Source organism: Streptomyces sp. NPDC001732, from assembly GCF_053596315.1.
Window position 1 is genome coordinate 38029 of the sequence record NZ_JBSFFY010000046.1, and the last position, 13419, is coordinate 51447.

Genomic DNA, 13419 nt, shown 5'->3' on the forward strand with positions numbered 1-13419 from the left:
GTTGACGCCGTCAGCAGAGGATCCAGCCCGTGGCGGCCGATGCGCCCGAGATCCTGGCCGAGGCCCTGACGCACCTGTTCAGCGCGTGGACCGTCACCGGGCCCGCCTGCTTGGTGTACCGGCCCCGGTCGGTGACGGGGCCGCCACCGCGCGCCTGGATCGTCACGGACATCGAGCGGCGCGGGCCCGACTTCTTGGCGACGGCCGTCGCGCAGGCGTAGGAACGGCTCTTGTAGACGCGCAGTTCGCCGGATTTGAACGGGACCGTCTTCGCGAGACGCCCGGTGCAGGCCGACACGGCGTCGGCGTTGCCCACGGTAGGGCCGCCGAGGACCAGCCCGGCGGCGACCACCAGCGGCAGGACGACCGAACGCACCGCTCTCCCGAGGCCCTTGGCCCGGCCGGTGGTCGCGCCCTCTCTCCCGCCCCCGAGGCCCGAACCGGCTATTCCAGCCTTTCCGGACTTAACGGTCCTTTTACTCACCAGCAACCCCATCGCCAATCGAACACTTACGCCTCTGCCCGGTACACACGCATACACGCGTACGACGCAGGAGTCCATCCGAAGGTTGCATCCGGCGTGCCCCACCCCGGTGCAACCGAATCACCACAGCATGGCTCCAACAGGACAGAGCCCCATGAAAGGCAGGAAATTCATGCTTCAACTCCGCATCGCGCAGGGGTCCCGGAGCCGGCGCCCCCTCGGCCGGACGCTGCTCGCCACCGCTCTGCTCACTGCCGTCGCCACGGTCCCGGCCGTCGCAGCGACCCCACAGACACTACGGGCCCCGCAGGCACCACAGGCGTTGCAAGCACCACAGGTGCCACAGGGGGCGGCGCCGTCGCGCGGGGCCGTCGGTGCTCCGGCGTACCAGCAGGTCGCCCACTTCTACAGCGCCTACATCGACGCCGTCTCGGCGGAGGACGGCGGCGAGCTCGCCACCGCCCTGCGGAAGTTCTACCTGACCCCGCAGTTGCGCTCCCGGCTGGGCGCCTGGGAACGGCGCAACCACGCGGACGGGGTGCTCCGCGCCCAGAACACCCCGCTCGCCCTCCGGGTCACCCCGGGCGACAGCGCCGCCGGTCACACCTGGTCGACGGTGCGGCTCACCTGGAGCCGCGGCGAGCACCCCACGTACTCGTACCTGACCGTGCGCTCGGACCTGGCGACCGGCAGGATCTCCGACATCGGCGACTGAACCCCGCACGGGACCGGCCGAGGCGCGTGGGACCGCAGGGGCCGCCGGAAGCGCCCGGCGTCCCCCTGCGGTCGGACCCCGGCGGTCCTCTGCCCTCAGACCCCCGTGTCCCAGAGCCCACCGGCCCCGCGACCTCAGCCCTCGGCGGGCTCGTGACCTCAGACCCCGGCGGGCTCGTCCTCACCGATGAAGGTGCGCCACAGCACGGCGTAATGCCCGTTCCCGGCGAGGAGTTCGTCGTGCGTGCCGTCCTCGACGACCCGGCCGTGGTCCATCACCACGACTCGGTCGGCGCGGGCGGCCGTGGTCAGCCGGTGGGCGACGACCAGGGTGGTGCGGCGGCCGGCGAGGCGGTCGGTCGCCTGGTTGACCAGCGCCTCGCTGGCCAGGTCCAGGGAGGCGGTCGCCTCGTCGAGCAACAGGACGTCCGGGTCGACGAGTTCGGCGCGGGCCAGTGCGATCAGCTGGCGCTGACCGGCCGAGAGGTTGCGGCCCCGTTCGGCGACCTCGTGCAGATAGCCGCCCTCCAGGGTGGCGATCATGTCGTGGGCGCCGACCGCCCGCGCCGCCGCCTCCACCTCGGCGTCGGTGGCCTCGGGCCGCCCGTACGCGATGGCGTCGCGGACCGTGCCCGCGAAGAGGTACGCCTCCTGCGGCACGACCCCGAGCCGGTGCCGGTACGCGGTGAGGTCGAGGCTGCGCAGATCGGTGCCGTCCGCGGTGACCCGGCCGCCCGTGGGGTCGTAGAACCGGGCGACGAGCTTGACGAGGGTGGACTTGCCCGCCCCGGTCTCGCCCACGAACGCGACCGTCTGCCCGGCCGGTATCCGCAGGTCGACGCCGACGAGCGCCTCCTCGGCGTCGTCGCCGCCCCCGTACGCGAAGGACACGTCCTCGAAGGCGATCTCGCCGCGCAGCGAGGGCACGTCCAGCGGTTCGTCGACGGTGTCGGTGGAGGTGGGTTCCCGCAGCAGTTCCTGGATGCGGCCGAGGGAGACGGTGGCCTGCTGGTAGCCGTCGAAGACCTGGGAGAGCTGCTGCACCGGGGCGAAGAACAGGTCGATGTAGAGCAGGTACGCGACCAGCGCGCCAGTGGTGAGCGTGCCGTTGTCGACCCGGCCCGCGCCGACGATCAGGACGGCCGCTGCGGCCACCGAGGACAGCAGCTGCACGAACGGGAAGTAGACCGAGATCAGCCACTGGCCCCGGACCCTGGCCTCGCGGTAGTGGCCGCTGCGCTCCGCGAACCGGTCCGCGCCGTCGTGCTCGCGGCGGAAGGCCTGCACGATCCGCAGCCCGGAGACGGACTCCTGGAGGTCGGCGTTGACCACGCCGATGCGTTCGCGGGCCAGCTCGTACGCCTTGACGCTCTTGCGGCGGAAGAAGAACGTGCCGACGACCAGCACCGGCAGCGTCGCGAAGACGACGAGGGCCAGCTGCACGTCCAGGACCAGCAGCGCGACCATGATGCCGAAGAAGGTGACGACGGAGACGAAGGCCGTGACCAGACCGGTCTGCAGGAACGTGGACAGCGCGTCCACGTCCGTCGTCATCCGGGTCATGATGCGGCCGGTCAGCTCGCGCTCGTAGTAGTCCAGGCCGAGCCGCTGGAGCTGCGCGAAGATCTTCAGCCGCAGCGAGTACAGCACCCGCTCGCCGGTGCGGCCGGTCATCCGGGTCTCGCCGATCTGGGCGGCCCACTGCACGAGGACGACCACCAGGGCCAGCGCGGACGCCGCCCAGACGGCGCCGAGCGCGAGCTGCGAGACGCCCCGGTCGATGCCGTGCCGGATCAGCACCGGCAGCAGCAGCCCGGCGCCCGCGTCGACCGCGACCAGCACCAGGCTCACCAGCAGCGGCAGCCCGAAGCCGCGCAGCAGCCTGCGCAGCCCGTAGGAGCTCTCGGGGCGCACGGCCCGTGCCTCGTCGATGCCGGGCGTGTCCGTGGCGGGCGGCAGCGCCTCGACCTGGGCGAGCAGTTCGGGGGTGGCGGGCATGCCGGCCGCACCGGTGTCGCGCGGCTCCTCCTTGCGGACCCACAGCCGGGGGCTGATGCCGCGCTCGGCGTCGAACTCGGCGTCCAGCTCCTCCTGGAGGGCGCGGTCGTCCTCGGGTTCGGAGGAGGCGGGGTTGAGCGGCTGGTGGCCGGGCGAGGTGCCGCCCAGCTCGTCCGGGTCGGTGAGCAGCCGCCGGTAGAGCGCGGAGCGGCGCTCCAGCTCCTCGTGGGTGCCGATGTCGGCGAGCCTGCCGTGCTCCAGGACGGCGATCCGGTCGGCGAGGCCGAGGGTGGAGCGGCGGTGGGCGATCAGCAGGGTGGTGCGCCCGGCCATCACCTGGCGCAGCGCCTCGTGGATCTCGTGCTCGACGCGGGCGTCGACGGCGGAGGTGGCGTCGTCGAGGAGGAGCAGCCGGGGGTCGGCGAGGATGGCGCGGGCGAGCGCGACGCGCTGGCGCTGGCCGCCGGAGAGGGTGAGCCCGTGCTCGCCGACCTTGGTGTCGTAGCCCTCGGGGAGTTCCGCGATGAACCGGTCGGCCTGGGCGGCGCGGGCCGCTTCCTCGATCTGCTCCTGGGTGGCGTCCGGGAAGCCGTAGGCGATGTTGGCGCGGACGGTGTCGGAGAACAGGAAGCTGTCCTCCGGCACGAGGCCGATGGCGGCGCGCAGCGAGGACTGGGTCAGCTCGCGGACGTCGTGGCCGCCGACCAGGACGGCGCCGCGCGTCACGTCGTAGAAGCGGGGCAGCAGCAGCGAGACGGTGGACTTCCCGCTGCCGGACGCACCGACGACGGCGACGGTCTCGCCGGGCTCGATGGTCAGCGAGAACCCGTCGAGGACGGGGCGCTCGTCGGCGTAGCCGAACCGTACGTCGTCGAACTCGACGCTCGCGGGGGCGTCGGCCGGGAGTTCCCTGGTGCCGTCCTTCATGGTCGGCTCGGTGTCGATCAGCTCCAGGACGCGCTCGACGCCGGCGCGGGCCTGCTGTCCGACGGTGAGCACCATGGCGAGCATCCGGACCGGGCCGACGAGCTGGGCGAGGTAGGTGGAGAACGCGACGAACGTGCCGAGGGTGATCTCGCCCCGGGTGGCGAGCCAGCCGCCGAGGGCCAGCATCGCGACCTGGCCGAGCGCGGGGACGGCCTGGAGGGCGGGGGTGTAGCGGGAATTCAGCCGGATCGTCCGCAGCCGCCCGGCGAAGAGCCTGCGGCCGACCTCGCGGAGCTTGCCGGTCTCCTGCTCCTCCTGCCCGAAGCCCTTGACGACCCGGACCCCGGAGACGGCCCCGTCGACCACTCCGGCGACGGCGGCGGCCTGTCCCTGGGCGTACCAGGTGGCGGGGAAGAGCCGGGCGCGGGAGCGGCGGGCTATGTACCAGAGGGCGGGGGCGACGGCGATCGCGACCAGGGTGAGCAGCGGGGAGAGCCACGCCATGATCACCAGGGACATGAGGAAGAGCAGGATGTTCCCGATGGTCATCGGGAGCATGAACAGGAGTCCCTGGATCAGTTGCAGGTCGCTGGTGGCGCGTCCGACGACCTGCCCGGTGGACAGCTCGTCCTGCCGTTTCCCGTCGAGGCGGGTGATCGTTCCGTACATCTCGGTGCGCAGGTCGTGCTGCACGTCGAGGGCGAGCCGGCCGCCGTAGTAGCGGCGGATGTACGTGAGGACGTACACGACCACGGCGGAGACCAGGAGGAGGCCGGTCCACAGGGCGAGGGACCGGGTGCGGTCGACGACGACGTCGTCGATGATCACCTTGGTGATCAGCGGGACGAGGGCCATCACCGCCATGCCGGCGAGCGACGAGCCGAGCGCCAGCAGCACATTGCGCCGGTAGCGCCATGCGTAGCCGCACAGCCGCCGGGCCCAGCCCGGGGCCCGTGCCACGCCCTCCGCGTCCCCTGTGTCCGTCACCGGATACCTCCCGTTCGGCCTGCTCTACCGGAAGGCACCAACGCGGTGGGCTGTGGATTTCATCCCGCTGTCACAAAGACGGGGCCATGGATGCAGGGGAGGTACGACGGACGACGTAGGACCGCCCCGGCCGCGCGGGGCGGCCGGGGCGGCCGTGGCCGGGAGAGGCGTCGGCCCGTCCGTCGGGTGCGGCGGCCGGTCGCCGGGCCCGGGGCTCCGGTGTCCGGCCGTCGCACCCGGCCGCCTACGGGCGCGGCGTCGCGGTGAGCATGCTCACCGCGGGGGCCTCCGGCACCGCGGGCACGGCCTCCTGCGGGGCCGCGGGCGGGGCGATCGTCGTGGTCGTCCGCGCGGCCACGGCCGGGTTGAGGTCCTTGTGCACGGCGCGGGCGACGGCCTGGATGGTGTTGATGCCGTCGTTCATCGTCTTGTTGTCCTGGGTGAGCACGGTGATCGCGTAGTCGTGCCCCTTGCCGGTGAAGGCGCCGATGCTGTGCACCCGCCAGCCGTGGGTGGCGCGCGGCAGCCAGCCGTTCTTGACCTGGACGGTCACCCCGGACGGCGCACCGGCGGGGGTGCCCCAGCGCTGCGAGGAGACGACCTTCTTCATCAGCCCCAGCTCGTACGCCCGCGCGTTGTCGCTCAGCACGGAGTTCTTCACGGTCAGCAGGTGCAGCAGCCGCAGCTCGTCCTGGGCGGTGATCTGGGTGAGCCCCCAGTAGCCGCCGGAGCCGGGCACGGTCCGGGTCATTCCGGCGGCCTTGAGGAACGCCTTGATCTTGGTCACGCCGAGCTGCTTCCACAGGCTGGTGGTCGCGTTGTTGTCGGACTTGGTGATCATGGCGGTGGCGAGGGTGATCTCGCGCTGGGTGAGGTAGCGGTTGTGCTTCTTGTTGTCCCAGAGCAGCGTCGCCAGCACGGTCGCCTTCACGACGCTGGCGGAGTCGTACTTCGTCGTCGCCCGCAGGGTGCAGTTGGTCTTGGTCGTCCGGTCGTAGAGCGCCACCGCCGTGGTCGAGCTCCGCCCCTTGAGGGCGGCGGTGATGTCCTTCGACAGCTGGGCGGCGAGCCCGGCCTTGCCGGACGTGCAGCTCACGGCCGGGGTCGCGGCCGAGGCCGGCGCGGCGCCGAGCGCCACCGGCACGAGCACGCCCGCGGCGAGTGCGACGGCGAGCGGGGCCCGTGCGCGGCGGAATGTACGAGGCTGGTCCTTCATGCGGCGTGTCCCCCCTGGGTGGATGCGTACGGGCGCGCGCCGGCACGCCCGCCAGTAACGACCGCCGACCGATCGAAAGGTTGTGCGGCTCTGGCTGTGGCGTTCCTCTCGGCCTCCACCGGGGCGCCCCGCCCGAATCACCGGCCCCACTCGGCCCGTCGGCCCCTCCCGCCACCGGGACATGGGTCCGGAGGGGACGTGCGCCCGCCGGGGCGTGAGCCCGCCCGCGCCCCGGGGCCGGGTGCGCGGGCGGGTGGTGCCCCCCGGGAGGGGGCGAAGGGCCTACAGGTGCGTCGGCTCGAACATCCTCAGCAGGGCCGGGAGCACGACCACCGACGGGCCGGGCGCCGCGAGGGCCTTCGCCAGGTCGGCGGTGAGCCCCTCGGGCGTCGTACGGACCGCCGGTACGCCGAACGACTCGGCGAGGGCGACGAAGTCGGGGCGGGCGAGCTCCGTGGCCGTGGCCTCGCCGAAGGCGTCCGTCATGTACTCGCGCAGGATGCCGTAGCCGCCGTCGTCCACGATCAGCCAGGTCACCGGGAGGTCGTACTGGCGGGCCGTGGCGAGTTCCGCGATCGAGTACATCGCGCCGCCGTCGCCGGAGACCGCGAGGACCGGCCTCGTGCGGTCGGCCGCCGCCGCGCCGAGCGCGGCCGGGAAGCCGTAGCCGAGGCCGCCCGCGCCCTGGGCCGAGTGCATCGTGTTCGGGTGGCGGGCGTCGAAGGCGGACCAGGCCCAGTAGGCGAGGATCGTCATGTCCCAGCAGCTGGGGGACGTGTCGGGCAGCGCCTCGCGGACCGAGGCGATGAGCCGCTGCTCCAGGGTGAGTTCCTGGGCCGCGAGCCTGTCCCGTACCGCGTCGAGCACCGCGCGGACCCGCTCCGGGGCCGACGGGTCCTCGCGGCGGCCGACCGTGTCGAGGAGGTCGGCCAGGGCACTGCGGGCGTCGGCGTGGATGCCGAGCGCGGGGTGGTTGGACTCCAGCTTCCCGGCGTCCGCCTCGATCTGGATCACCCGGCCGCGCGGGCGGAACGTGTGGTAGTTCGAGGAGAGTTCGCCCAGTCCGGAGCCGACGACCAGCAGTACGTCGGCGGACTCCAGGAAGTCCGTCGTGCAGCGATCCTCCAGCCAGGACTGGAGCGAGAGCGGGTGCTCCCACGGGAAGGCGCCCTTGCCGCCGAAGGTGGTGACGACGGGCGCGTCGAGCTTCTCCGCGAGCGCCAGCAGCTTGCCGGACGCGTCGGACCGCACGACTCCGCCGCCCGCGACGACCGCCGGACGTTCGGCCTTCGACAGCAGGTCGGCGGCGACGGCGATCAGTTCGGGGCGGGCGTGCAGATCGCGCGGGGTGGCGTCCATCGCCGTGACGACGGGCAGGGAGGTCTCGGCGAGGAGCACGTCCTGCGGGATCTCGACCCAGACCGGGCCGTGCGGGGCGGTCAGCGCGGACTCCCAGGCGGCGGCGACCGCCGACGGGATCTGGGAGGCGGTGCGGACGGTGTGCACGGACTTCACGATGTCGCGGAAGGACGCCTTCTGGTCCCGCAGTTCGTGCAGGTAGCCGTGGCGTCCGCCGCCCAGGCCCGCGACCGGGACCTGACTGGAGATCGCCAGCACGGGGGCGGAGGCCGCCGCCGCCTCCTGGAGCGCGGCGAGCGAGGTGAGGGCGCCCGGCCCGGTGGAGAGCAGCAGCGGTGCGACCTCCCCGGTGATCCGGCCGTACGCGTCGGCGGCGAAGCCCGCGTTGTTCTCGACGCGCAGCCCGACGTAGGTCAGGGACGAGCGGCGCAGCGCGTCGAACATGCCGAGCGCGTGCTGGCCGGGCAGGCCGAAGACGGTGGTCGCGCCGAGGCCCTGGAGGGTCTCGACGACGAGGTCGCCGCCGTTGCGCCCGGCCGGGGGGTTCAGGGCGGCCGCGATCTGCCCGGGGGTGAGTCGCGGCCGCTCGTCGTGGTGGTCGTGGCTCACTTCGCGCGGGCTTCCGCGATCTGGCGGGACATGACCGTCGTCAGCTCGTACGCGGTGTGCGAGGCGGCGACGGAGGTGATCTCGGCGTGGTCGTAGGCGGGGGCGACCTCGACCAGGTCGGCGGAGACCAGGTTGCAGGAGGACAGACCGCGGACGATCTCCAGGAGCTCGCGGGAGGTCAGGCCGCCGGCCTCGGGGGTGCCGGTGCCGGGGGCGTGCGCCGGGTCCAGCACGTCGATGTCGATGGAGATGTACAGCGGCCGGTCGCCGATGCGCTGGCGCAGCTGGTCGGCGACCTCGTCGACGCCGCGCCGCATGACGTCGGCGGAGGTGACGATGCCGAAGCCCATCTTCGCGTCGTCGTCCAGGTCCTGCTTGCCGTAGAGCGGGCCGCGGGTGCCGACGTGGGAGAGCGCGGAGGTGTCGAGGATGCCCTCCTCGACGGCCCGGCGGAACGGGGTGCCGTGGGTGTACTCGGCGCCGAAGTAGGTGTCCCAGGTGTCGAGGTGGGCGTCGAAGTGGAGCAGCGCGACCGGGCCGTGCTTCTTGGCGACGGAGCGCAGCAGCGGCAGCGCGATGGTGTGGTCGCCGCCGAGCGTCATCAGGCGGGCGCCGGTGGACAGGAGGTCGTCGGCGGCGGCCTCGATCGTCTCGACGGCCTCGTTGATGTTGAACGGGTTGGCGGCGATGTCCCCGGCGTCGGCGACCTGCGCGAGCGCGAACGGCGAGGCGTCCTGCGCCGGGTTGTACGGACGCAGGAGGCGCGAGGCCTCACGGATCGCGTTGCCGCCGAAGCGGGCGCCGGGGCGGTAGGAGACACCCGTGTCGAAGGGCACGCCGACGACGGCGACATCGGCGGCGGGAACCTCGTCGAGGCGGGGCAGCCGGGCGAACGTCGCGGGTCCGGCGTACCGCGGGACGCGGGAGGAGTCGATGGGGCCGCGCGGCGTTTCGTTGCTGCTCATGGTGGGTGCCTTTCTCGTGGCGGTGCGTGGCGACGCGGTGCGGGTTGACGCGTGGTGACGCGAGGTGGGTGCGCCGCCGGGTCGGCGGCGCGGGGTGGTGCCGGGCCTCGTGGGCGGCTCCGGGGCGTCCGTACGGTCGGTACGTACGTTATTGGGGTGCGGGGTGGGCGGTCGTCGCGGCGGCCGGGCGGTCGTCCGTCGCCGGGTCGGGCTCGCCGCCCCGCCCCGCCAGCCGTTCGCGCCAGGCGGCCAGCACCGCGGCGTCGGTCGGCTTCGTGGCCAGGGAGACGATCACGTACACGGCGAGGGAGGCCAGCAGCCCGTAGTAGACGGGTTCGTTGGCGAGGATGCCGTAGGCCGCCATCAGGCCGATCACCGCGAGACCGCCGACCGACACCGCGGCCAGGGCACCCGCGGCGGTTCCGCGGCGCCACAGCAGTCCGCCGAGGATCGGCACCAGCAGACCGCCGACGAGCAGGTTGTACGCGACGGTCAGGGCCTCGACCACGTTGTTGAGCGCGATGGCGATCAGGATGACGGCGACGCCCATGATGAGGATGAAGGCGCGGTTGCCCTTCACCTCGTCGTGCTCCTCGCCGCCGCCCCGGGACACCGCGCCCCGCAGCCGGGACCAGATGTCGTTGTTGGCGACGGTGGCGCAGGCGATCAGCGCGCCGGAGGAGGTGGACATCACCGCGGCGAGCGCGGCGGCCAGCACCAGCCCCCGCACGCCGATGGGCAGTTCGTCCTTGACGATGGTGGCGAACGCGGCGTCCGCGCTGGGCAGCTTCGGGTACATGACCTTGGCGGCGGTGCCGATGACGGCGCCCGCGACGGCGTACAGCAGGCAGTACGTACCGGCGACGGTGCCGCCCCAGCGGGCCGTGCGGTCGCTCTTCGCGGTGAACACCCGCTGCCAGATGTCCTGGCCGATCAGCATGCCGAAGGTGTAGATCAGCACATAGGTGAAGATCGTCTCGCCGCCGATGCCGAGCGGGTCGAAGTACTCGGTGGGCAGTTCGGCCTTCATCTCGCTGAAGCCGCCCGCCTTGATCACCGCGATGGGCAGCAGGAGCAGCAGCACGCCGATGGTCTTGACGACGAACTGCACCATGTCGGTGAGCGTGATCGACCACATGCCGCCGAGCGTGGAGTACGCGACGACGATGGCGCCGCCGAGGACGATCGCGACGGTGCGGTTCAGGTCGAAGAGGACGTCGAAGATGGTGGCGTACGCGATGGTCGAGGTGACCGCGAGCATCAGTGTGTACGCCCACATGACGACGCCGGAGATGAGCCCGGCCCGGCCGCCGTAGCGCAGGTCGAGCATCTCGGAGACGGTGTAGACCTTCAGCCGTGCGATGCGCGCCGAGAAGAAGACGGACAAGACGAGCAGTCCGAGGCCGATGGTGAAGACCATCCAGGCGCCGGAGAGGCCGTACTGGTAGCCGAGGCCGACGCCGCCGATGGTGGAGGCGCCGCCGAGGACGATGGCGGCCATCGTGCCGGAGTACATCCAGGGGCCGAGCCTGCGGCCCGCCACCAGGAACTCGCTCTTGGACTTGGCGCGGCGCATGCCCCACCAGCCCATGGCGAGCATGCCGGCCAGATAGATGATGATCACCGCGTAGTCGACGGCCATGGGCTTCCTCCGTTTCGATCACGAGTCCGGTCACAAGTTCGGTCGCGAGTACTCGGCCACGAATGTCCGGTCGCGAGCGTTCGGTCGCGAGTGCGCTCGTTGTGCGTAGTGAAGACGGTAGGTGGCCCGCAAACGGCACTGAAGTGTACGTTTCATCCATAATTGAAGTTGTCGATGGATGGACCGTCCATGGAAGCCCTGGCCGCGCTCCCCCCGCCGCCCACTCCCCCGGTGTCGCTCACCGAACTGCTCGCCCACGAGGAGCTGGGTCTGCGCCACATCGCGGGCCCGGACGAGGCCGAGCTGTTGTGGGTGCACACCTCGGAGATGGCCGACCCGTACCCGTATCTGCTCGGCGGCGAGCTGGTGCTGAGCGCCGGGGTGCTGCTCGGGGACCCGGACGCGTATGTGGCCCGGCTGGTGGAGGCGGGGGCGGCGGCGTTCGGTTTCGGGGTGACGCCGGTGTTCGACACCGTGCCGGGGGCGCTGGTGGAGGCGTGCGACCGGCACGGCCTGCCGCTGGTGGAGGTGCCGCCCGAGACCCCGTTCACGGCGATAGCCCGAGCGGTGTGGCGGTTGATGGCCGAGGCCCGGCACCGGGAGCTGCGCCGGGTGACGCGCGCCCAGCAGGCCCTGGCGACGGCGGCGGCCCGGCCCGACCCCGTCCCCGCGGTGCTGCACCAGCTGACGGCGCAGCTGGAGGGCCGGGCGGTGCTGCTCACCGCGGACGGCGAGGAGCTGCACGCCTCGGGCCGCCGCCCCGCCCCGGACGTCGGTGCGGCGCTGGCCCGGCTCACCCGGGTGGTCTCCGCCGGGGCGCGCCCCGGCCCGACGTCCGCCACCGACACCTTGCGGGGCACGCATCTGTCCGCGTACGCGCTGGGGGGCGGCCGGCGGCTCGTGCTGGCGCTGGCGACGGACCGGCGGGAGGCGGGCGACCACACGATCGCCGGGGTCGCGGTCGTCCTGCTCTCGCTGCTGGCCGCCCCCCACCAGGGCGCCGACGCGGCGGGCCGGTCGGCCGCCCTCGTACGGATGCTGCTGGGCGCGGACCCGCAGGACGTCGGCCCGCTGCTCGGCGGCGCGGAACAGTGGACGGTGGTGCACGCCCGGCGCAGCGGGGACGGCCCGGTCGACCCGCTCACCGCCGGGGCACTGGGCGCCGCCCTGGGCTCGGCCCTGGTCGACGCGGGCCGGGGCCGGGACGCCGTGCGGGTGCTGGTGCCCGGCGGCGACCGGATCACCCCGCAGCCCGGCTGGGCCCTCGGCGCCTCCGCCCCCGCCCCCATCACCGCCCTCGACCTCGCCGACGGTCAGGCGGCCCGCGCCCTGGGCCGCGCCGTGGCCACCCGCAGCCCGCTGGCCCACCACCACACCGGTGCCGGTACGGGCCTGGCCGCCCTGATCCCTCCCGACCAGGCCGAGGCCCACGCCCGCGCCCTCCTCGCCCCGCTCACCGGACCCCTCGCCGAGACCCTGCGCTGCTGGCTGAGCCTCCACGGCAACTGGGACCGCACGGCCACGGCCCTCCAGGTCCACCGCAACACGGTCCGCCAGCGCATCACCCGCTGCGCGGCCCTGCTGGACGCGGACCTGGACGACATGGACGTACGGACGGAGCTGTGGTTCGCGCTACGGGTGCGGTGACCCGCACCGGGTGCCGCCGGACCGGGGGCGAGGGCGCGGGTGATGTCGTCGGCGCTCGCCGCGGTCGCAACGGCTTTGCGCGAGGCGCCGCATACGTCGCGGATCGTCAGAACCCACAGGTCGCCGTCGCCGGTCGTCGTTTCTCCTGGATATGGAGCAGGGCCGCCCCTTCCCTGAAAAGATCCAACATGACCCTTCCGGATGACGTGCGCCAACGCACAGCCACCGAACCCCCGACCGCGCCACAGGAGAACTTCAAGAATTCACCCGTGACACCGAAGAGATCCACAACTCTCCGAGTTTCACCAGCAATCTCCGATTCAACCCCAACACATTTACGATTCCCTGGGGATCGGGCGTCACAAATTCAGCCGGCAAAGAACCCGCCCTGCACTTCTCGCACAATCACCGGTTCAAGGCCGAGCGACCGGCTGGCCCCTCAACTGAGAAATATTGCCGTGGCCGGCCTGAACTCACCATCCGGCATGATCTGCCAGACAATCCACACCCCGGGCCCCTTCGACCCCAATGGCGCCCACGCGAACGCCCCTGAAGGCTTACGTGTCGACCCGCAATACCGCTGCCGAGCCCGAGCAAGCCACCTTCATGAAAAGGAAGCTCTCAGCCAGTAGAACCACTACCTACAACCGGAGTGCCAACCCGATCGCTTCAGGGCAACAGACATCGAGCACAGAGGTATTGATCAGAAACTCATGGGGTTCTTGTCCAGGACGTGGCGGACGTGCGGGCCGCCGCCCCCTCGCCGGGGCGGCGGCCGTCCTGTCCGGGCACAGCTCATAAAACCTGGACTCGCGGCGGGAAACCATGAGTCCATGGGATCCGCGCGGGCCGGATCGGCTTGTCGGGGAAG

8 protein-coding genes are annotated in these 13419 nt (G+C 72.4%); 2 read left to right on the top strand and 6 right to left on the bottom strand.

Annotation, left to right across the window (positions count from 1 at the left end):
- Positions 1–10: 10 nt before the first annotated feature.
- Complete coding sequence (locus tag ACWCXX_RS30505) at positions 11–376, bottom strand: hypothetical protein (RefSeq protein ID WP_451132833.1); 366 nt, start codon at positions 374–376, stop codon at positions 11–13.
- A 280-nt stretch (positions 377–656) separates the two neighbouring features.
- Here ACWCXX_RS30505 and ACWCXX_RS30510 point away from each other — a divergent pair, with 280 nt between their 5' ends.
- Positions 657–1199, top strand: coding sequence for a hypothetical protein (locus tag ACWCXX_RS30510; protein WP_451132835.1), 543 nt, complete (start codon positions 657–659; stop codon positions 1197–1199).
- A gap of 158 nt (positions 1200–1357) precedes the next feature.
- Here ACWCXX_RS30510 and ACWCXX_RS30515 read toward each other — a convergent pair whose 3' ends face one another.
- The 5 genes from ACWCXX_RS30515 to ACWCXX_RS30535 all read right to left on the bottom strand — a co-directional run bounded on the left by ACWCXX_RS30515 (position 1358) and on the right by ACWCXX_RS30535 (position 10901).
- On the bottom strand, positions 1358–5110 hold the full coding sequence (locus ACWCXX_RS30515; protein ID WP_451132837.1) for an ABC transporter ATP-binding protein: 3753 nt from the start codon (positions 5108–5110) through the stop codon (positions 1358–1360).
- Between the two features lie 244 nt (positions 5111–5354).
- Positions 5355–6326 carry a serine hydrolase gene (locus ACWCXX_RS30520; protein WP_451132839.1) on the bottom strand — a complete coding sequence of 324 codons (972 nt, stop codon included), beginning with the start codon at positions 6324–6326 and terminating at the stop codon, positions 5355–5357.
- A gap of 282 nt (positions 6327–6608) precedes the next feature.
- Entirely contained in the window at positions 6609–8294 is a 1686-nt protein-coding gene (locus ACWCXX_RS30525; protein ID WP_451132841.1) for a thiamine pyrophosphate-binding protein, read from the bottom strand.
- Entirely contained in the window at positions 8291–9259 is a 969-nt protein-coding gene (speB, locus tag ACWCXX_RS30530) for an agmatinase (RefSeq protein WP_451132843.1), read from the bottom strand. Before speB ends, ACWCXX_RS30525 begins: the two co-directional genes overlap by 4 nt.
- A 148-nt stretch (positions 9260–9407) precedes the next feature.
- The gene (locus tag ACWCXX_RS30535) at positions 9408–10901 is read right to left on the bottom strand and encodes a sodium:solute symporter (protein WP_451132845.1); all 1494 of its coding nucleotides are present in this window, start codon (positions 10899–10901) and stop codon (positions 9408–9410) included.
- A 174-nt stretch (positions 10902–11075) separates the two neighbouring features.
- Between ACWCXX_RS30535 and ACWCXX_RS30540 the strand changes: the two genes are divergently transcribed.
- Positions 11076–12548, top strand: a complete 1473-nt coding sequence (locus ACWCXX_RS30540) for a PucR family transcriptional regulator (RefSeq protein ID WP_451132847.1) — start codon at positions 11076–11078, stop codon at positions 12546–12548.
- The last annotated feature ends 871 nt before the right edge of the window (positions 12549–13419 follow it).